We start from the raw sequence: 21,728 nt of genomic DNA on the forward strand, positions 1-21,728 counted from the left end.
ATCAGCCGATCCCGAGTTCCCTGTCGATCAGGTCGAACATGTCCTCATCGCTCGCTTCCGCGAGTTCGTCGTCGACGGTCTCCACCGGTGGCGGCGCCTGGCCTTCCCAGTGGGCGAGCAGGCCGCGCAGTCCTTCGGTGAGCGCCTGCCGGGTGTCGTCGTCGGTGGCCGCTTGCAGTGCGCTCGCGACCTGTTGCAGCTCGGGGAGCACGGGGATGTCGCTCCCTGCGTCCGGTTCCGGGGGCAGGAGTGCGTCCCGCAGATACTCGGCGAGTGCGGTCGGTGTGGGGTGGTCGAAGACCAGAGTCGCTGGGAGGGTGAGCGCGGTGGCCGCATTGAGCCGGTTGCGCAGCTCCACTCCGGTCAGTGAGTCGAAACCCAGCTCACGGAAGGCCCGCGTGGGCCTGACCGCATCGGTGGAGGAGTGCCCCAGTACGGCGGACGCATGGGTGCGGACGAGGTCCAGGAGCATGCGCTTGCGCTTGGGCTCCGGCAGCGCGGCCAGCTTGTCCGGCAGGTCCGAGCCCTTCTCGCCGGCCTCGTCCGCCTGCTCCTCCTGTACGGCGAGCAGTTGCCGTACGTCCGGCAGCTCGTTCAGGAGGGGCCGGGGCCCGCTCACCGTGTAGGCGGGGAGGAAGCGGTCCCATCGGATGTCGGCGACGACGAGGGTGGTCTCGCCGTGGTCGACGGCTTCCCGCAGCGCGTGTACGGCCAGGCCGGGATCCATGGCGGGGACACCGCGGCGGCGCAGCTGCTCGGCCACGGCCTCGTCGACCATGCCGCCGCCCGCCCAGGCACCCCAGGCGAGGGAGGTGGCCGGGCGGCCCTGGGCACGGCGCCATTCGGCGAGTGCGTCAAGAGCGGCGTTGGCTGCCGCGTAGGGTCCCTGTCCGCCGTTGCCCCATACTCCGGCGCCGGAGGAGAACAGCACGAAGGCGTCCAGCGGGTGATCGGCCAGCAGCTCGTCGAGGTGACAGGCGCCGGAGACCTTGGCCTGTACAGCGGCCATCGCGTCGTCGAGGGAGGTCTCGTCGAGTGGGCGGGCCTCGCCGACGACGCCCGCGGTGTGCACGACGGCGGTCAGCGGGGCCTCGTCGGTGAACGAGTCCAGCAGCTTGGCCACGGCGGCCCGGTCGGTCACATCGCATGCGGCCACCGTGACGCGCGCACCGAGTGCGGTCAGCTCGGCGGACAACTCGGACGCGCCGGGGGCATCCGGGCCGCGCCGGCCGGCGAGAACCAGGTGCTCCGCGCCGCCGGCGGCTAGCGCCCTTGCCACATGGGCGCCAAGGGCTCCGGTGCCGCCGGTGATGAGGACCGTGCCGCGCGGCTGCCACGGCTCGGCCACCGCCGACGGGTCGAGGGGCGCACGCACCATGCGCCGGACATGGATGCCGGACGGGCGAATCGCGTACTCGTCCTGGCCGCCGCCGTCGCCGCTGAGCAGGGACAGGAAGCGGCGCAGCGCCTGCTCGTCCAGGTTCCCCGGCAGATCGACGAGACCACCCCACCGCTCGTGGTGATCGAGGCCGAAGACCCGGGCCAGGCCCCAGATGGCAGCCTGACCGGGGTTACGTATCGGGTCGGAGACGTGGTGGGTTTCCGGTCCCCGCGCGGACGCATCGGTGGAGACGGCCCCCTGGGTGACCGCCCACAGCCGGGCCGTCACCTCCGTTTCGGCGAGTGCCTGGGTGAGCGCCAGGGTGCTGAGCAGACTGCCGGGCACTCCCCGGTGGCCCCCGGCATCCCGGTCGTCCAACGCGAGCAGCGACAGCACGTGCAGCGGTTCATCGGCAGCACCGGCCAGCGCCGCCAGCTGTGCCACCAGTTCCGCACGGTCGGCAGTGGCCGATACGGGCATGATGCGGGCCCGGTCGCCGAGACCGCGAGAGGTCGCCTGTACCAGGTCGTCCTCCAGGTAGTCGGCGGGAACGACGATCAGCCAGTTGCCCTCCAACTCCCCACTCGCCGGCTCGGGTTGGAGTCGCCATACGATCCGGTAGCGCCAGCTGTCGACCGTGCTCCGCTGCTGCCGGCCCTGCCGCCACGACGACAGCGCCGGCAACACCTCACGCAACGCCCCCGGATCCGCCAGCCCCAGCGTCGCCGCCAGACCCTCCAGATCCTCCCGCTCCACCGTCTCCCAGAACCGCACATCGATCGGATCAACAGCACCGGCCACCGACGACTGCCCGGACTCCAGCCAGTAACGGCGGTGCTGGAAGGCGTACGTGGGCAGGTCCACCAGCTGCGGCTGATGCGCCGCGAAGGCCGGGGACCAGTCCACCTCCACCCCGTTCACATACAGCTCGCCGAGGGAGGTGTAGAGCCGGGACAGTCCTCCGTCGTCACGACGCAAGGTGCCCGTCACCACCGCATCCGCGCCCACGGACTCGACGGTTTCCTGAAGCGGCACGGTGAGTACGGGATGCGGGCTGACCTCCACGAAGGTGCGGTGGCCGGCCGCGACGAGGGCTTCGATGGCGGGCGCGAACTCCACCGTCCGCCGCAGGTTGGTGAACCAGTACCCGGCATCCATCTCCGCCGTGTCCAGCCAGTCCCCCGTCACCGTGGAAAACAGCGGCACGGAGGACTTCCGGGGCTCGACCGGCGCCAGGGCCTCCTTCAGCGTCTCCTCGATCGACTCCACATGCGCCGAATGGGAGGCGTAATCCACCTCGATGCGGCGCGCACGGACCTCACGCTCCCGACACCCATCCATCAGCTCATCGAGCGCATCCGCATCGCCCGAGACCACCACGGACGACGGACCATTGACCGCCGCAACCGAAATACGACCGTTCCACGGCTTGATCAGGTCCGATACGTCGGACGAGGACAGCGCCACCGAGACCATTCCGCCACGGCCGGAGAGCGCACGGATCGCCTTACTGCGCAGTGCCACTACCCGGGCGCCGTCCTCCAGGCTCAGGGCGCCGGCGACGCAGGCCGCGGCGATCTCTCCCTGGCTGTGACCGACGACCGCCGCGGGCTCCACGCCATGGGCGCGCCAGACCTCCGCCAACGACACCATCACGGCCCACAACACCGGCTGCACCACATCCACCCGGTCCAGACCCGGCGCGCCCTCAACCCCCCGCAACACCGCAGTCAGCGACCAGTCGGTAAACGGCTCCAACGCCTCCTCACACTCAGCCAACCGACCCGCAAACACCGGCGAAGAGTCCAGCAACTCCACGGCCATCCCGAGCCACTGCGAGCCCTGACCCGGGAAGACGAACACCGTCCTGCCCGGATCACCCACCGCAGCAGACGGGCTCAACTGCCGTAGCTTTCCTGCCAGCTCATCGGTCTCAGAGCCCACGACGACCGCCCGGTGCTCGAACGGCGACCGCGACGCCACCAACGACCAGCCCACGTCAACGGGCGACCAGCCGGAGCCCGTCACCCGCGACGCCAACCGCTCCGCCTGCGCCGTCAACGCATCGGCAGAACGCCCGGACACCACCCACGGCACCACCGGACCCACACCCGATGCCGAAGACGACGGAGCCGGCTCCCCTCCATCAGCCGACTCCGCCTGATCAGATTCCGCCGCCTGCCCGGACTCCTCCGCCTGCTCGACGATCACATGCGCATTGGTCCCGCTGATGCCGAAGGAGGAGATGCCGGCGCGGCGCGGACGGTCCTCTTCGGCCGTCCATGGCCGGGCCTCGGTCAGCAGCTCCACCGCGCCCGACGACCACTCCACATGCGGCGACGGCTCGTCCACATGCAGGGTCGCCGGCAACTCGCCGTGCCGCATGGCGAGCACCATCTTCATGACACCGGCCACACCGGAAACGGTCTGGGTGTGCCCGATGTTCGACTTGACCGAGCCGAGCCACAGCGGCCGGTCCGCGTCCCGCTCCTGCCCGTACGTGGCAAGCAGCGCCTGCGCCTCGATCGGATCGCCCAACGACGTACCCGTACCGTGCGCCTCCACCGCGTCCACGTCACCGGCCGACAGTCGGGCATCGGCGAGTGCGGCCCGGATCACCCGCTGCTGGGAGGGACCGTTGGGTGCGGTGAGACCGTTGGACGCACCGTCCTGGTTGACCGCCGTCCCGCGGACGACCGCCAGCACCGGGTGCCCGTTGCGGCGGGCGTCCGAGAGGCGTTCCACCAGCAGTACGCCGACGCCCTCGGAGAGGGCGAAGCCGTCGGCCGCCGCCGAGAACGGCTTGCACCGGCCGTCCCGCGCCAGCCCCCGCTGCCGGCTGAAGCCGATGAACGGCCCGGGATCAGCCATGACCATCGCGGCTCCCGCGACGGCGAGCGAGCACTCCCCCGAGCGGAGTGCCCGCACCGCCATGTGCAAGGCGACCAGGGACGACGAGCACGCCGTGTCGACCGTGACGGCCGGGCCTTCAAGTCCCAGCGTGTAGGCGACCCGTCCGGATGCGACGCTCGTGGCCGCCCCGGTCGCGAGATACCCCTCGATCTGCTCGGGGGCCGCCAGGCGCAGGCGGTTGCCGTACTCCTGGTCGGTGACGCCCATATAGACGCCGGTCCCGCTGCCGCGCAGGGACTTGGGGTCGATGCCCGCACGCTCGAAGACCTCCCAGGAGGTCTCCAGGAGGAGCCGCTGCTGCGGGTCCATGGCGAGGGCCTCGCGTGGCGAGATCCCGAAGAATTCGGCGTCGAAGTCAGCGGCGTCGCCCAGGAATCCGGACTCCCGGACGTAGCTCCGGCCCGGCTGGTCGGCATCGGGGTCGTAGAGGCCGTCCAGGTCCCATCCGCGGTCGGTGGGGAAGGCGGACATCGCGTCCACGCCCTCCCTGACCAGCCGCCACAGGTCCTCGGGCGACTGCACGCCCCCCGGGTAACGGCAGGCCATGGACACGATGGCGATCGGGTCGTCGTCTGCGGGAGCCAGGGCGGGGGCGGGCGCCGTGGCCGGCTTCGTGGCAGGTTCCTCCCCACTGGTCAGTTGGGCGTCGACGTAGCCGGCGAGCCCTGCCGGGCTGGGATGGTCGAACACGACGGTCCTGGGCAGCCGTAGCCCGGTGGCCCGGCTCAGGCGGTTGCGCAGCTCGACGGCGGTCAGCGAGTCGAAACCCAGCTCCTTGAAGGGGCGTTCGGAGTCCACGGGGGCCGTCTCGTCGTGACCGAGCACGGAGGCGACCTGTTCGCGGACGAGATCCAGCAATGTTGTGGTGCGCTGCCGGACGTCGAGTCCGGCCAGCTGCTCGGCGAGCGGCGACCGGGCGAAGCCGCGGTCCGTACCGCTGCCGTCGTCTCCGGATCCTTCTCCGTCCTCGTCCGCCGCGAGTTGCGGGATCTCCGTGAGCAGGCGGCTGGGCCGTACGGAAGTGAAGACGCTGTTGAAGCGCTGCCAGTCCACGTCGGCGACCGCGACCGAGGTGTCGTCGTGGTCGAGCGCCTGCTGGAGCGCGGTGAGTGCGGTGTCCGGGTCGATGACCGGCACTCCGCGGCGCCGCAGCACCTCGTGGATCGAGTCGGCGATCATGCCGCCGCCCGCCCAGGGGCCCCAGGCGACCGACAGCACCGGCAGCCCGTCGGCCCGCCCGCGTTCGGCACGGGCGTCGAGGAGCGCATTGGCGGCGGCGTACGCGCCGTGCTCGGCCACTCCCCAGGTGCCGGAGATGGAGGAGAAGTAGACGACGGCGTCGAGTGGTGCGGGGTCGAGTGCGGCGGACAGATGGTCGGAGCCGGCGACCTTGCCCGCGAGCGCCGCCGCGAGGTCTGCCGGCCCGGCCTCCGCCAGCGAGCCGAGGGCGCTGACACCGGCGGCGTGCACCACGGCCCGGACCGGCTCCCCGTCCCGCTCGATCTGCCGTACGAGGTCCGCCACCGCCTGCCGATCGGCGATGTCGCAGCCCGCCACGGTGACCTGGACACCCTGCTCATGGAGTTCGGAGCACAGGGCGGCCACGCCGGGGGCGTCGGCGCCACGACGGCCGGTGAGGACGAGATGTTCCGCGCCGTTCGCGGCGAGCCAGCGGGCGATATGGGCACCGAGCGCTCCGGTGCCGCCCGTGACGAGGACGGTGCCGCGCGGGCGCCAGGAGCGTCGCGAGGGCTTCCCGGCGACCGGCGCGGGGACGAGCCGTCGCCCGAACACGGCGCCCCCACGGACGGCAAGCTGGTCCTCATCGTCCCCGGCTGCCAGGATCTGCGCCAGCAGGGCCACTTCCCGACCATCCACCGCAGCCTGAACGTCGGCTGCTGTCTGACCTTCTGCCGCAGCCTGCCCACCGGCCTGGCCGGTGAGGTCGATGAGGCCACCCCAGCGCTCCGGATGCTCCAGCGCGGCGACCCTGCCGAGCCCCCAAATCCCGGCCTGGTCGGGGTTCACCGGCGCATCGTCCTGACCGACGCAGCCACCCGTGGCGGCCTCAGCGGTCGTACCGATCGCGACCGCGCCTCGGGTGACGCACCACAGCGGGGCGTCGATCCCGGCGTCGCCGAGGGCCTGGAGCAGTGCGAGGGTGAGCGAAAGACCGGTGGGAACGCAGGGGTGGGTACGGTCCGGCCGTTCGTCCAGGGCCAGCAGCGAGAGCACACCGGCGAAGGGACCGGGCCCGGCACGCAGCAGGTCCGTGAGCCCGGCACTGTCGTCCACCGTCAGCGAGTGGGCGCGTGCCCCCGCTTCCGCCAACGCCTCACGGGCGCCGTGCACCAGCGCGTCGTCCTCGTACCCGGCCGGAACCACCACGAGCCAGTCGCCGTCGAGTTGCCGGGCGGCCGGCTCCGTGAGGGGCCGCCACACGACGCGATAGCGCCAGCCGTCTGCGGTACCACGCTGCCGCCGGTTCCGGTGCCACGACGACAGCGCAGGCAGCACCTCGTCCAGGGCCTCGGCGCCGGGCAGCCCGAGAGTGCCCGCCAGCGTTGCTGCGTCCTTGTCCCCGACGGCCGTCCAGAACGCCTCTTCCTCCGGGGAGGCGGCCACGGCCGGAGCTTCCGGCTCCAGCCAGAAGCGCTGCCGCTGGAATGCGTATGTCGGCAGCTCCACCCGGTGCGGGCGGCGTTCGGCGAACGCGGGAGACCAGTCGACGTCCACGCCGTGCGCATACAGCACACCGAGTGAGGTGTAGAGCCGGGCCAGGCCTCCGTCGTCCCGGCGGAGGGTGCCGGTCACCACCGCATCCGCGCCCTCGTCCTCAACGGTTTCCTGAAGCGGCACGGTGAGCACGGGATGCGGGCTGACCTCCACGAAGGTGCGGTGGCCGGCCGCAGTGAGGGCTTCGATGGCGGGCGCGAACTCCACCGTCCGCCGCAGGTTGGTGAACCAGTACCCGGCATCCATCTCCGCCGTGTCCAGCCATGCTCCCCTCACCGTCGAAAAAAGCGGCACCTCGGCCGGACGGGGCACCACCGGCGCCAAAACCTCCAGCAACTCCTCGCGAATCGACTCCACATGCGCCGAATGCGAGGCGTAATCCACCTCAATGCGCCGCGCACGGACCTCGCGATCCCGACACCCAGCCATCAGCTCATCGAGCGCATCCGCATCGCCGGAGACCACCACGGACGACGGACCATTGACCGCCGCAACCGAAACCCGACCACCCCACGGCTTGATCAGGTCCGATACCTCGGACGAGGACAGCGCCACCGACACCATCCCGCCCCGACCCGACAGCGCACGGATCGCCTTACTCCGCAGCGCCACCACCCGAGCGCCATCCTCCAAGCTCAACGCCCCGGCCACACACGCCGCCGCGATCTCCCCCTGACTGTGACCGACAACCGCCGCAGGCTCCACACCATGGGCCCGCCACACCTCCGCCAACGACACCATCACCGCCCACAACACCGGCTGCACCACATCCACCCGGTCCAGACCCGGCGCACCCTCAACCCCCCGCAACACCGCAGTCAGCGACCAGTCGACAAACGGCTCCAACGCCGCCTCACACTCCGCCAACCGACCCGCGAACACCGGCGAAGAGTCCAGCAACTCCACCGCCATCCCCACCCACTGCGAACCCTGCCCCGGGAACACGAACACCGCTCCTGGCCCGGGGGAAGTGGGTACGGCGCCGGTGGCCGTGTGAGGGCCGGGGTCGCCCTCAGCCACGGCGTGCAGCTCCGCGAGCAATGCGGTGCGTTCGGCGCCGATGAGTGCCGCTCGGTGTTCCAGTGCCGCGCGAGTCGTGAGCAGGGAGTGCGCGACGTCGTAGGGGGCGGCATCGGGGAGGGAGTCGAGATGGGCGGCGAGTGCGGCTGCCTGTGCGCGCAGTGCGTCGGGGGTCCGGCCGTGCACGACCCAGGGCACGACGGGCTGGTCGGCGCTGGCCCCGTCCGCTGTTTCCGCGCCGACCTGACCCTCGTCGTCAACCCGGCCCTCGTCGTCGGCCCGTTCGTCCGGGGCCATGGCCGGAGACGCTTCCACGATCACATGCGCATTGGTGCCGCTGATACCGAACGACGAGACGCCGGCCCTGCGCACCTGCCCGTTCTCCGCCCACGGCTGGGCCGCGGTGAGCAGCCGTACCGTGCCCGCCGACCAGTCCACATGCGGGGAGGGTGCGTCGAGGTGCAGAGTTTCCGGGAGGACGCCGTGCCGCAGCGCAAGCACCATCTTGATGACCCCGGCGACACCGGCGGCGGCCTGGGTGTGCCCGATGTTGGACTTGAGCGAGCCGAGCCATAGCGGCCGGTCCTCGTCACGATCCTTGCCATAGGTGGCGAGCAGCGCCTGCGCCTCGATGGGGTCGCCGAGCGCCGTGCCGGTGCCGTGCGCCTCGACCGCGTCGACCTCGGAGGGCCGCAGTCCGGCAGAGGCGAGCGCGGCCCGGATCACGCGTTCCTGCGAGGGGCCGTTGGGTGCGCTGAGGCCGTTCGACGCGCCGTCCTGGTTGGTGGCGCTGCCGCGCAGCACGGCAAGCACCGGGTGGCCGTGGCGGCGGGCCTCCGACAGGCGTTCCAGCAGCAGGATCCCTGCGCCTTCGCCCCATGCGGTGCCGTCGGCGGCCGCGGCGAACGGCTTGCACCGGCCGTCGGGCGCGAGTCCCCGCTGCCGGCTGAACTCCACGAACATGCCGGGCCGGGACATCACCGTCGCCCCGCCGGCGAGCGCGAGGGTGCACTCTCCTGCGCGCAGGGCCTGCGCCGCGAGATGCAGCGCCACCAGGGAGGAGGAGCACGCCGTGTCCACGGTGATGGCCGGTCCTTCGAGACCGAGCGTGTAGGCGATCCGTCCGGAGGCCACGCTCGTGGTCGTTCCGGTCAGGACATGTCCCTCGACCTGGTGGCTCGCCTGGTGCAGCCGGGGGCCGTACTCCTGCGCCATGGCACCGACGAACACGCCCGTGAGGCTGCCGCGGACGCCCGTCGGGTCGATGCCGGCCCGTTCCAGCACCTCCCAGGAGGTCTCCAGCAGCAGCCGCTGCTGCGGGTCCATCGCCAGGGCCTCGCGCGGCGAAATCCCGAAGAACCCGGCGTCGAAGGAGGCCGCATCGAGGAACCCGCCCTCGCGTACGTAACTGGTGCCCGAGCGTTCCGGGTCGGGGTCGTACAGCCCGTCGGTGGGCCAACCCCGGTCGGTGGGGAACGGCGTGACCGCGTCCACCCGGTCCCGCAGGATCTGCCAGAGGTCGTCGGGCGACTGCACGCCACCGGGGTAGCGGCAGGCCATCGCGACGATGGCGATCGGCTCGTCGGGGTCGGTGGCCAGGCCGTGCGCCGACTCCAAGGTGTCGGTGGCGCCCAGGAGTTCGGTGTCGATGTAGCGGGCCAGCCGGGTGGGTGAGGGGTGGTTGTACAGCGCCGTGGACGGCAGCCGTACGGTGAGGACGCGGTTCAGCCGGTTCCGCAGCTCTACGGCGGTGACCGAGTCGAAGCCGAGATCCTTGAATGTCCGGCCCGCGTGGAGCGCGGAGGGGTCCCGATGGCCGAGCACGGCGGCCGCGTGGTCCCGTACGACGTCGAGCGTCGGTCGGCTCGTCCCGGGGCCCACGGTCGTGGGGCTGTCGCTCGTGGGGCCGATGGACCGGCCCGGCTCGTCGGAGCCGGACCGGTGGGGGCGCTCCGCGGTGTGCCCCACCCAGTGCCGTTCACGCTGGAAGGCGTAGGTGGGCAGGTCCACGAGCCGGGGACGGTGGGCGGCGAAGGCCGGGGACCAGTCGACGGGCACACCCTGCACATACAGCTCGCCGAGTGAGGCGTGGAACCGTGCGAGGCCACCCTCACCGCGGCGCAGCGTGCCCACGACCGCCCCCTCGGCGCCCGCGGCCTCGACCGTCTCCTGTACCGGCATGGTCAGGACGGGGTGCGGGCTGACCTCGACGAATGTGTGGTGGCCGGCCGCGGTGAGGGCTTCGATGGCGGGCGCGAACTCCACGGTCCGCCGCAGGTTGGTGAACCAATAGCCGGCGTCCATGTCGGCGGTGTCCAGCCAGTCCCCCGTCGCCGTCGAGAACAGCGGCACGGTGGACGTCCGGGGCGCGACCGGCGCCAGGACCTCCCTCAGCGTCTGCTCGATCGACTCCACATGCGCCGAATGCGAGGCGTAATCCACCTCGATCCGCCGCGCACGGATCTCACGCTCCCGGCACTCCTCCACCAGCCGGCCCAGAACATCACCATCACCGGAGACCACCACCGACGACGGACCATTGACCGCCGCAACCGAAACCCGACCGTCCCACGGCTCGATCAACTCCTCCACGTCAGGCCGGGGCAGCGCCACCGACACCATTCCGCCACGGCCGGACAGCGCGCGGATCGCCTTGCTCCGCAGCGCGACCACCCGGCCGCCGTCCTCCAGGCTCAACGCCCCGGCGACACAGGCCGCGGCGATCTCGCCCTGGCTGTGGCCGACCACCGCTGCGGGCTCTACGCCATGGGCGCGCCAGACCTCCGCCAACGACACCATCACCGCCCACAACACGGGCTGCACCACATCCACCCGGTCCAGACCCGGCGCGTCCTCAACCCCCCGCAACACCGCAGTCAGCGACCAGTCGACAAACGGCTCCAGCGCCGCCTCACACTCAGCCAGCCGACCCGCGAACACCGGCGAAGTGTCCAGCAGCTCCACGGCCATCCCCACCCACTGCGACCCCTGCCCCGGGAAGACGAACACCGTGCCGCCGGAGTGGCCGGTCGCTTCGCCGAGTGTCACGGCGGCATCGGGGCGTCCCTCCGCCACCGCCCGCACCCCGGCGACCAGTTCGTCAGGCTCCGCTCCCACGACGACGGCCCGGTGCTCGAACGACGACCGCGACGCCACCAACGACCAACCCACATCAACCGGCGACAGCCCCGCCCCGGCCACCCGCGACGCCAACCGCTCCGCCTGCGCCGCCAAGGCTTCGGCAGAACGCGCGGACACCACCCATGGCACGAGCACGCCACCCGAGGACGAGAACGAGGACGACGAAATAGGCTCGCCCACCTCAGCCCGCTCAGCCTCCTCCGCGCGCCCCACGATTACATGCGCATTCGTGCCCCCCATGCCGAACGACGAGACCCCGGCGACGAGTTGCCGCCCCTCCTGCGCCGTCCATGCGCCGGACTCGGTCTGCACCCGCAGGTTCAGAGCGTCGAACGGGATGTCAGGGTTGGGTGTCGCAAAGTTCAGGCTCGGTACGAGGTGGCCGTGCTCCACGCACAGCACCACCTTCAGCAGCCCGGCGATGCCGGCGGCGCCTTCGAGGTGGCCGATGTTCGTCTTGATCGAGCCCACCGGCAGCGGGGTGCTCCGTCGTGGGTCGGTGCCGAGAGCGGCGCCGAGCGAGGCCGCCTCGATGGGGTCGCCGACCTTGGTGCCGGTGCCGTGCAGCTCCACATAGCCGATGTCGCCCGGGTGGATGCCGGCGCGTGCGCAGGCCAGGCGCAGCACCTCTTCCTGCGCGGCGGCGTCCGGGGTCGTGAGGCCGGGCCCGCCGCCGTCGTTGTTGACCGCCCCGCCGTGGATCACGCAGTGCACGTGGTCGCCGTCCGCCAGTGCCCGGGAGAGGGGCTTGAGGACGACGAGGCCGCCTCCCTCGCCGCGTACGAAGCCGTCCGCACGGGCGTCGAAGGTGTGGCAGCGGCCGCTCGGGCTGAGCGCGCCGAAGCGGGCCATGGCGATGGTGCTCTCGGGGGCGAGGTTGAGGTGGACCCCGCCGGCCAGGGCGGTGTCGCAGTCTCCGCGGCGCAGGCTGTCGCACGCGGACTGGACCGCGACGAGCGAGGAGGACTGAGCCGTGTCCAGGGTCATGCTGGGGCCGCGCAGACCCAGGTGGTAGGAGAGGCGGTTGGCGATGAGTCCGCGGTTGAGGCCGGTCGGAGTGTGGTGGTCGAGCGCCTCGGGGCCCTGCTGGTGTACGAGGACGGCGTAGTCCTCGACGGTGGCGCCGATGTACACGCCGGTCCGGTGGCCGTGCAGCCGTTCCGGGCGGATGCGGGCGTTTTCCAGGGCCTCCCAGCCGAGTTCGAGGGCGAGCCGCTGCTGGGGGTCCATCGACTGCGCTTCGCGCGGGGAGACGCCGAAGAAGGCGGCGTCGAAGGCGGCGACCTCGTCGAGGAAGCCGCCCCGGGCCGGCTCGGACACCCCTGACTGCGCGAGGAGTTCGGCGGACCACCGGTCGGCCGGCGCCTCGGTGACCGCGCTCCTGCCGTCGCGGAGGAGTTCCCAGAGGGCGTCGGGGTCGACTGCCCCGGGCAGGCGGCAGGAAAGGCCGATGACCGCGATCGGCTCGCCGTGTGGCGAGGGAATCGTGGAGCCCGCGGTTTCCGACCCGTTCATCAATCGCACTCCCTACGCGAAGCGACACACTCACGGCTGGAGTTCACCGTTCCACAGCGGCGGGCTCCCAACGGCGGGCCGAAGGCCACCTCTAGGGGAACTCCTAGGGGCGGCGGAGGGCCCTTTCGTACCGCCCTGAGCAGGGCTTCCGCAGCGGTACGCGGCCGCCGCCCGGAGCCTTCGACGGCGCGGCCCCGGCGCCGGCTTCCCGGGTACTCGGGTGCATCGTCCGCCGGCCGACGCCGGCGGACGAGCCGCAGAGACTAGGTGAATGCCAGGACTCCCCGGTGCAGGCTGCGGGAGGAGAGGTCGGCGGCCGTCGGTGCCGTACACACATCAGCGTGGAGGGGCGCAGTAATGCATATGGACAGCACGGTGGAGCCTTTGCACTCACCCGGCTCCGCAGTGTCTTCCCGGCGGACGGTGGCACTGTCGTCCCGGCTGGCCGCCTCCGCGCTGGCCACCGAGGGCGGGGTGATGAGCAACGAGGCGTTCCACGCGTGGTTCGAGGAACGGCAGCACACCCATGCGCTCCAGGTCAGCCGGATACCCTTCGAGGAACTGCGGGGCTGGGGCTTTGCTCCCGACACCGGGAACCTGCGGCATGACAGCGGGCGCTTCTTCTCCATCGAGGGCCTCCGGGTCCGCTCCGACTACGGTCCGGTCCGCGAATGGTGCCAGCCGATCATTCACCAGCCGGAGATCGGAGTGCTGGGCATCGCGGTCCGGGAGATCGACGGGGTGCTGCACTGTCTGATGCAGGCCAAGCCGGAGCCGGGGAACGCCAACGGGGTGCAGCTGTCCCCCACGGTGCAGGCCACCAAGAGCAACTACACGCGGGTGCACGGCGGTTCGTCCGTGCCGTACATGGACTGCTTCATCGATCCCGATCCGCGGCGGGTGCTGGCCGATGTGCTCCAGTCCGAGCAGGGGTCGTGGTTCTTCCGGAAGCGCAACCGCAACATGGTGGTCGAGGTGGGCCCCGAGGTCGAGGCGGGCGAGGACTTCTGCTGGGTCACCCTGGGCCAGCTCGGTGCGCTGCTGCGGCAGCCCGATCTGGTGAACATGGATGCCCGTACGGTGCTGTCCTGCATCCCCGACTGGCGGGCGGGTTCGTCGACGGCCAATGCCGGGCTGCACTCCGATACGGAGCTCCGCAGCTGGGTCACTACGCGACGGGCCCGGCACGAGATCAGCACCGAGCCGCTGCCGCTGCGCGAGGCCGAGGGCTGGCGCCGCTCGCCGGATGCGATCTCGCATGAGAGCGGGCTCTTCTTCAGTATCGTCGCCGTCGATGTCAGCTCGCACCGGCGTGAGGTTCCCGCCTGGTCGCAGCCGCTGCTCGCACCGCACGGTCTGGGGATGGCCGCGCTGCTGGTGAAGCGGATCGGCGGTGTGCCGCATGCGCTGCTGAGCGCCCGGGTGGAGCCGGGTTTCCTCGATGTGGTGGAGCTGGGGCCCACCGTGCAGTGCACTCCGCAGAGCTATGCCCATCTTCCCGCCGGGGACCGTCCCCGGTATCTCGATGCCGTGCTGGAGTCGGACCGTCGTCCGGAGCGGACGCTGTTCGATGCCGTGCTGTCGGAGGAGGGCGGCCGCTTCCTTGACGCCCGCAGCCGCTATCTGATCGTCGACGTGGGCGAGGACTTCCCGACCGAGACGCCCGAGGACTTCCGTTGGGTGACGCTGTGTCAGATCAATGAGCTGCTGAAGCACAGCCACTATCTGAATGTGCAGGCCAGGACCCTGGTCGCGGCGATGAGGACGCTGCCGTAGCCGGACGGAGGGGTGCGGCACCGGCACTACTACGGGCGGTTCGGGAGTGCCGGTGCCCGCCAGGTTCCCGGCACGCTTGAGGACGGCATGGACTTCCTGCGCGTGCCGGGACGACGCGGGGCGGCCCGGCGTCGTTCAGGAGGCGGCCCGAGTAGCGCGGTCGAAGATGTCGGCGAGCTTGCTGCCGTAGCTTTCGAGGTCGACGCCGGGGGTGAGCATGTGGTGCCGCAGGGTGTTGTCGATGGCCCCGCGGATGGCCACGGCCATCACCCGCGGCTCGACGTCCGCGAACTCCCCGGCGGCCAGCCCCTTGTCGAGACAGTCCACGAGGGCGTCGATGGATGCGGTGGCCTGGTTGATGGCGCCGACGGGGACGTTGTCCCGGTCGCGGGTGCCGATGATGATCTCGGCCAGGGCGAGGGTGTGCCCGGGGTACTTCGCCATGAAGTCGAGATTGGACTCGATATAGGCGCGGAGCTTCGCCCGGTAGGTCTGCGCCTGCTGTATGCGGGGCCCGACGAACTCCTCGGCGGCCCGCAGGACCGTGGCCACCACCTCGTCGAAGAGCTCGGCCTTGCCGGCGAAGTAGTACGAGATCATGCCCGTGCTGCTCAGACCGGCCCGCTGGGCGATCTTGCTGAACGAGGTGTTGGGGTAGCCGTGCTCCGCCACCGTGTCGATGGCCGCCCGCACGATCTGGGCGCGCCTGGCCTCCTCGGTGAAGGTCCGGCCGCCGTGCTCACTCACCCTCTTCGCACTCACGAGCAAAAAGTAGCATAAGCAAGCAAGACGCGGTGGTCTGCCGGTTATGGGATCGCCGAAGCCCCCGCGCACCGGCAGCTCGGGGCGGCGGTGCGGGCATCGGCGCCGGCTCCGGTGCGGACCGGCCGGACGATGGTGCTCAGCGCCGACTCGACATGTTCGAGGTGCGCGGTCATGGCCCGCGCGGCACCCTCCTCGGAGCGCTCGACGATGGCCTCGACGATGGCGCGGTGCTCCCGGTTCGACTGCTCGCGGCGGTCCCTGGCCAGCATGTCGAGAAAGGTGGACTGCCGGGCCAGGGCATCCCGGATCTCCTCAATCACCTTGCGGAACACGGGGTTTCCGGCCGCCTGGGCGATGGAGATGTGGAACAGGGTGTCCAGGGCGACCCACGCCGTGGTGTCGGTCTGCCGCTCCATCCGTACGAGCAGCCGGTCGAGGAGATCCAGGTCGTCCTGGGTGCGCCGGGTGGCGGCGTAGGCGGCGACCGGGATCTCGACGTGCCGGCGGACCTCGACGAGGTCGCGGGAGGAGTACGCACCGAAGGTGGGGTCTTCCGTCGCGCCCGGCGAGGCGACGTAGGTCCCCTTGCCGGCGCGGGAGGCCGTCAGCCCCAAGGCCTGCAGGGCGCGGAGGGCTTCACGGACGACGGAGCGGCTCACTTCGAAGCGCTGACCCAGCTCCGCCTCCGAGGGGAGCTTGTCCCCGACCACGTAGTCGCCCCGCTCGATGGCGCCACGCAGGTCACTCAGCACGGCCTCCATCGCATTGACGCGCCGAGCGGGAAGCCATGCTGTCCTGCTGTCCAGGTCGACCATGCCCGCATCCTGTGGTCGCGCCGCGAAACGCGTCAACGAGCCCCGGGGACTTCTGCGTTTTTCCCTAGAAGCGTGGCCGGACGCGATCGCCCGAGGTCACAGCACCAGCCACGACCTGTGTCGACACAAGAGGGGACGTTTGGCAGTGCAGAACGGGCCGTTGGTCCGGTTGACACCTCTCACCTGGCGTTCGACGATGCGTCGTGAACTTGTCAGACAGCCGGACAGGCGCGACTGAGAGGTTCGGTTCCGGCTGCCCGTTCACCACCCCCCGGCGCGGCGGCCGGACCGGCACACCCCCCGGCCCGGCCACAAGCCGCGGCCACCGCCGGCGGAGGAGAAGCCTCAGATTCTCCTCAAGAGCCTCGCAGCGCACCGGAGATGGGTGCGTAACATAGGTCACACCGTTACGGCCCGGCAGTCTCCCCGGGGGAATTCTGCTTTGCCCGCACCGTGCGATCCATGGTGCCGGCACCGCTCGGAGCCCGAGGCCGCACCGAGTCCGAACCTCCCACGAAAAATTTCCTGAGGGACGCCGTTCACAGCCACATTTCCTTTCCCCGGAGAGGCTACCGCCGAGTATTTCCGCACGGCCCTCCCGGGATCCGCCGGGGTGTGCCTCCGATTGCCGCCCCAGCGCACCGTTCCACGCCCCTGAGAGGGGTTCTCAGAATGATGTGGCAACCTTGAACACAGCGAATGACGAAATACCCGTGAACCGCACTGCCGTTGGAAGGTGAACGCAGACAGGAAGCACAGCAGAAACCAGCTCACCGCTATCCACGCCGGGCGCTCGGCGTGAGCGGCAAAAACCCAGCAGGCTCCTCGACCGCACTGCCCAGCCGGATTTTTGCGCTTCCTGCCCCTACTCCAGCGCCACCTACGGCGGCATGTCCGTAGCCCTACGCACCCTGTGCGCCGAGCGCCGACGGCGGTGCGGTCGGGAGATCCCCGGTACCGCTCCACCGTTTGCCCGCACCGCGTGCGACACCCTCGGCACACGCCGCCGCGACAACAGCTCGCGGTCTGAAGGGATCTGAACCTGATGTTGCTGGACCGCGATGCTGAACTGGACCTGACGGCCACCGCCCTGAGAAGCGGGCGTGGCGCGCTGGTGCTGGTCAGCGGTCCGTTGGGGGTAGGCAAATCAGCGCTCCTCGACGGCATCGGCGCACTCGGCGCGGCGCAGGGGGCCCAGCACCTGCGGGTGAGCGCGGCCCCGATGGAGCGGGACTTCTCCCTCGGAGTCGTCCGCCAGCTCCTGGAGCCGGCGCTGCGGCACGCTTCGCCGGAGACGAGGGCGCGATGGGCCTCGGGCGACGCGGGCCCGGCGTGCAGCGCGCTCGAGGCCGGCCGGCCCGGCGGCGCCGGAGCGTCGGAGACCGTCGTGGGCGGCCTCACCGCACTCCTGGCGAACATGGCCCGCGACCAGCCGGTTCTGATGCTCGTCGACGAGCTGCAATGGGCGGACCCGGCGACCCTCGCATGGCTGCTTCACCTGAGCGGGCGGCTGGCCGACCTGCCGGTGGTGCTGGTGTGTGCGGTCCGCGAGGGCGACGCCCTCACCCGACATCCGGCGGTCCAGGAGATCGTCGGACGGGCCACGCACACCCTGCGCCCCGGGAATCTGGGTCTGCCGGACACCCACGAGCTGATCCGGCGGTATTACGGGGAAGCGCCGGACGAGGCGTTCGCGGCGGCCTGCCACGAGGCCACCGGCGGCAATCCGCTGTTCCTGAACTGCCTGCTGGCGGATGCCGCACCCCGGAGCCTCCGGCCCACCGCGGACAACGCCGAGGAGGTGGCCGCGCTCCGGCCCGCCTCGCTGCAACACCGGCTGAAGCTCCGCCTGGACGCGCGATCGAAGCAGGTCAGGAGGGTAGCCCGGGCAGTGGCCGTGCTCGGCGACGCCACGAACCCACAGCTGCTGAGCAGGCTGGCGGAGGTGGACTCCGCCGGGCTGGATCATGCCCTGCGGCAGCTGGCGGATCTCGGCCTGACGACCGGCATGCAGCGGCCCCGGTTCGGCCACGCCCTCGTGCAGTCGGCGGTGGCGGAGGGCATCCCCCTGGAGGATCGGACCGCCATGCATGCGCTGGCGGCCGAGTCGCTGCACCGGGCCGGCCGGCCGCCCGAGCAGGTGGCGAGGCATCTGATGACCCTGACGACACCGACGTACGCCTGGGCCCCCGAGGTGCTGCGCGCGGCGGCCTTCGCCGCGCAGCGCCGGGGCGCGCCCGAGGTCGCCGCGAGCTATCTGCGGCGCGCGCTGATGGGCAGCTCACCGGACCACGACCGGGCGGAGCTGCTGATCGACCTGGCCACGTCGGAGCGCAGCTTCGCGCCGTACGCCTCCGTCCGGCACATCGCCCAGGCCGTTCTGCTGTGCGACGGGCCCATTCAGCGTGCGCAGGCCGTGGTGCGGCTGGCCCCCAGCGCGTTCTCCTCGACGCTGCTGCCCGTCCACGAGCTGCTGCGCGAGGCGGCGGACGCGCTGGGGCCCGGGGACCGGCTGGAGGGATCGGACCGGGAGCTGGCGCTGCGCCTGGAGGCCCGTATCCGGCAGTCGGCGCTGCCGGAGCCGGAGCAAGTGGCCGACTCCGTGGCCCGTCTCGTCGGTCTGGGCCCCGAGCCGAGGACCGGGACCGTGGCCGAGCGGGAACTGCTCGCCCCGCTGCTGGGTGCCGCGACGTTCTCCAACGCGCTGCCCGCCCATGAGGTGGCACAGGTGGCGAACCGCGTCCTGCAGGACGAGCCGGCCCTGCCCGCGCATGTGCACACCACGATGCCGCTGGTGGTGGCCAGCCTGGTGGCCGCGGACTCCGTCGACGAGCTGGATTCCTGGCTCGGTGCGGTCCAGGAGAACGCGGTGGGCCGGCAGACGCGCGTGGAACGGGCGATGATCGATACCGAGCGGGCGCTCGTCTCGCTGGCCCGTGGCCGGCTGAACCAGGCCAAGAAGCAGGCACTCGCGGCCTTCGAGCTGGCCGGGGCGAAGCACGAGGAGGTCTTCACGTTGTCGTCGATGACCCTCGCCGCCTGCGCGATCCTCACCGGCGACCACCAGCTCGCCGACCGGCTGCTCGCCGTCAAATACCGGGCGGAGGGAGATCCCTACGTGTGGTCGGGGCTGGCCATGCTGAAGGGGCAGAGCGCGGCGCGGAAGGGCGATCTGGACGCCGCGCTGGGCTGCTTCCTCGACGCCGGGCGCCGTCTTGAGCAGTGCGGATGGCTCAACCCGGCGCTGCTGCCCTGGGCCTCGGCCGCCGCGTTCCTGCACCTCTACCTCGGCGAACACAAGCAGGCCAGGGAGCTGAGTGCGCTGGAGGTGGAACGGGCCCGTGCCTGGGGCGCGCCGGGGCCGCTCGGCCGGGCGCTGCGCGTGCACAGCCATATGGTCGAGGGCCCGGGCAGCGCAGAGGTGCTGCGGGAGGCGGTGGACGTGCTGCATCTGTCCGCCAACCGCTTCGAGCTGTGCCAGGCCCTGCTGGATCTCGGCGAGCACCTCGGCCCGGCCGACGCCCGTGGCCGTGCGGCGCTGCGTCAGGCCCACGCGGAGGCGGTCGGGTGTGACACCCCCTGGCTGGCCCGCCGGGCGGAGGAACTGCTCGCCGAGGCACCGCCGGACCCGGAGGCGGCACGCGGTCAACTCACCCCCGCGGAGCGGAAGGTCGCCGAGCAGGCCGCCTCGGGGCGCACGAACCAGATGATCGCCGACGAGTTGAACATCACGTGCCGCGCCGTGGAAAAGCATCTGACGAATTGCTACCGCAAGATGTCAATTCCGGGTCGGGCGCATCTCTCTGCCGCATTGGAAGAACTCGGCCGGCAGCCCGACTCGTCCGGCGCGGCGGCGCGTTACTGACCCGCCCCGCCCTCGCCTTTGTGGTATCGGCCGGCGCCGCCAAGCGGTGCCGGCCTCTCTCAACAATCCGGTCATGACAAAGAGTTATTGCTACCGCACCGTATTGACACCGAACCACCGAACCCAGACACCACAGTGTTTTGCTATTTGCCACATGTCGCGTTGACTCCCTGATGTGGCGTTCCTAGGCTCGGAGCAGCGGAATACCAATGCAAAGAAAGGCACTTCGCTCCGTGGACCGAAGGAGCGGGGACGACCAATGCCTCATTCGTCGGCGGGTTTTCCGGCGCGTCGACCGCAGAAAGACGGTAGCTCCCTTGACATCCCAGCACTACGCCGACCCGATGCCTCTGGCGGCGCCCCCTCATGCCCCCACCCCCCACACGCCGCGTGCGCCCGACCAACCCGCCCTCGCGGCGGGACGGCGCCCGCTTGAGCACCAACAGGCCTGTATGGCCAGCCTCGACGCCACGCTGGCCATCATGGCCGCCGACGCGGAGTTCTTCCGGCTCTTCGGCCAGGACTCCACCGAAGCGTGTGGACGCAGCCTCTACTCGCTCTTGCACCCCAGCGCTCCCGCCCTGCTGAACCGGCACTTCGCCCGCCTGGCAGAAGGGCACCGCGCCCGGTTCGTGGAACGGATGGTGGGGATCCGTGGCGAGGAGGTGCCGTTCTCCGGTGAACTGACCGGCATAGCGGTACGGAGCGACTCGGAACAGGCCCCGTCCTTCGTCGTGGTCGTACGGCCCGACGACGAATCGGCCTCGCTCACCGGCCAGGATGACGCGCCGGCCGGCCGCAGGCAGCTGCTCACCCAGCTCGACGCGCAGATCCTCGAAGGTGTCGCGAGCGGCGCCTCCACGGTCCAACTGGCCGCCCGGCTCTACCTCAGCAGGCAGGGTGTGGAGTACCACGTCGGCCTGATGCTGCGTCGGCTCAAGGCGCCCAACCGCGCCGCGCTGGTCGCCCGGGCACACTCCATGGGGATGCTCACCATCGGCAGTTGGCCGCCCCGGGTCCTTCCCGAGTTCGTGAAGGACACCGACAACCGCCGCAGCCGCAGCCGCCGGGCGGACGCTCCCCGGCCTCGCACCGCGGCCGCCACCCGACGCGAGGCCGCGGCGCCTCGCACAACGCCGACCATACCCGGCGCCCGGACCGCACCGGGCATGCCCAACACCCGGGCCTCATAAGGCTTCAGCGTGGCCGGCAGCACAGTGGGGCGTCCCAGATGGGGCGCCCCCTCTCTGTTCACCCGGCGCCCGTTCTCCGTGCACCAGGGCCGCCGTTGCTCCTCGCTGTCCGGGAGCCCGGAGCCTCTCCTCGGATGTAGGGAATTCCTCAACTGGCTTGGGCCACAATGGAAATGTCGCCGACGCCGCCCTCGGGACCCGGGCCCCCGCCCTCCGAGGGCCGAGCTGGAACGGCGACACAGGCCGGCCCACGCCTCCGGCCGGAAACACACCGGCTCCGTGAGGACAATCCCCCTCCTCACGGAGCCGGTGTTGCGTGGCGATGATGGACAACTACGCCTGGTAGCCAGCCCAGCTACCCTTTCTGCACGGCTAGTTGACGCAGCGTCGAATTTCTTCCGCGCCCCCGGTCGGCGCCGCACCCACCTATGCCTGCCGCAAGAAGCACCGTCCCGCGCTCCCGGACAACCGGGCCGCTCACAGCGACGTTGCGGCCCCGGTGACGATGATGGTGCCGTACCGCACCGACCACCCTGGCCGCAGAGCGCCACCGCCGTCACCGCCGTCCGTCGAGCCGCACGGTGCACGGGGCTCTCCCCCGGCCGGGT

6 protein-coding genes are annotated in these 21,728 nt (G+C 71.2%); 3 read left to right on the forward strand and 3 right to left on the reverse strand.

Annotated features, from left to right (window positions below):
• Position 1: 1 nt before the first annotated feature.
• A complete protein-coding gene (locus CPH93_RS01320) occupies positions 2–12,706 on the reverse strand; it encodes a type I polyketide synthase (protein WP_096211654.1) in 12,705 nt (4,234 codons plus the stop codon).
• Between the two features lie 363 nt (positions 12,707–13,069).
• On the opposite strand from CPH93_RS01320, the gene CPH93_RS01325 reads away from it, so the two are divergent.
• Entirely contained in the window at positions 13,070–14,482 is a 1,413-nt protein-coding gene (locus CPH93_RS01325; protein WP_096211655.1) for an NDP-hexose 2,3-dehydratase family protein, read from the forward strand.
• Positions 14,483–14,617: 135 nt separating this feature from the next.
• On the opposite strand, the gene CPH93_RS01330 is transcribed toward CPH93_RS01325, so the two are convergent.
• On the reverse strand, positions 14,618–15,244 hold the full coding sequence (locus tag CPH93_RS01330) for a TetR/AcrR family transcriptional regulator (RefSeq protein ID WP_231977135.1): 627 nt from the start codon (positions 15,242–15,244) through the stop codon (positions 14,618–14,620).
• Positions 15,245–15,288: 44 nt separating this feature from the next.
• Entirely contained in the window at positions 15,289–16,062 is a 774-nt protein-coding gene (locus tag CPH93_RS01335) for a FadR/GntR family transcriptional regulator (protein ID WP_096211656.1), read from the reverse strand.
• A gap of 1,045 nt (positions 16,063–17,107) precedes the next feature.
• Here CPH93_RS01335 and CPH93_RS01340 point away from each other — a divergent pair.
• Positions 17,108–19,927 carry a helix-turn-helix transcriptional regulator gene (locus tag CPH93_RS01340; RefSeq protein WP_096211657.1) on the forward strand — a complete coding sequence of 940 codons (2,820 nt, stop codon included), beginning with the start codon at positions 17,108–17,110 and terminating at the stop codon, positions 19,925–19,927.
• A gap of 344 nt (positions 19,928–20,271) precedes the next feature.
• Positions 20,272–21,120, forward strand: coding sequence for a helix-turn-helix transcriptional regulator (locus tag CPH93_RS01345; RefSeq protein ID WP_256332095.1), 849 nt, complete (start codon positions 20,272–20,274; stop codon positions 21,118–21,120).
• The last annotated feature ends 608 nt before the right edge of the window (positions 21,121–21,728 follow it).

The organism is Streptomyces sp. 2323.1 (assembly GCF_900221035.1).
In the GTDB taxonomy this organism is placed as follows: Bacteria; Actinomycetota; Actinomycetes; order Streptomycetales; family Streptomycetaceae; genus Streptomyces; species Streptomyces sioyaensis.

Coding starts and splice junctions, on each gene's coding strand:
- CPH93_RS01335 (WP_096211656.1), bottom strand. CDS start 16,062: ATGGTCGACCTGGACAGCAGGACAGCATGGCTTCCCGCTCGGCGCGTC.
- CPH93_RS01345 (WP_256332095.1), top strand. CDS start 20,272: ATGCCTCTGGCGGCGCCCCCTCATGCCCCCACCCCCCACACGCCGCGT.
- CPH93_RS01340 (WP_096211657.1), top strand. CDS start 17,108: ATGTTGCTGGACCGCGATGCTGAACTGGACCTGACGGCCACCGCCCTG.
- CPH93_RS01325 (WP_096211655.1), top strand. CDS start 13,070: ATGGACAGCACGGTGGAGCCTTTGCACTCACCCGGCTCCGCAGTGTCT.
- CPH93_RS01320 (WP_096211654.1), bottom strand. CDS start 12,706: ATGAACGGGTCGGAAACCGCGGGCTCCACGATTCCCTCGCCACACGGC.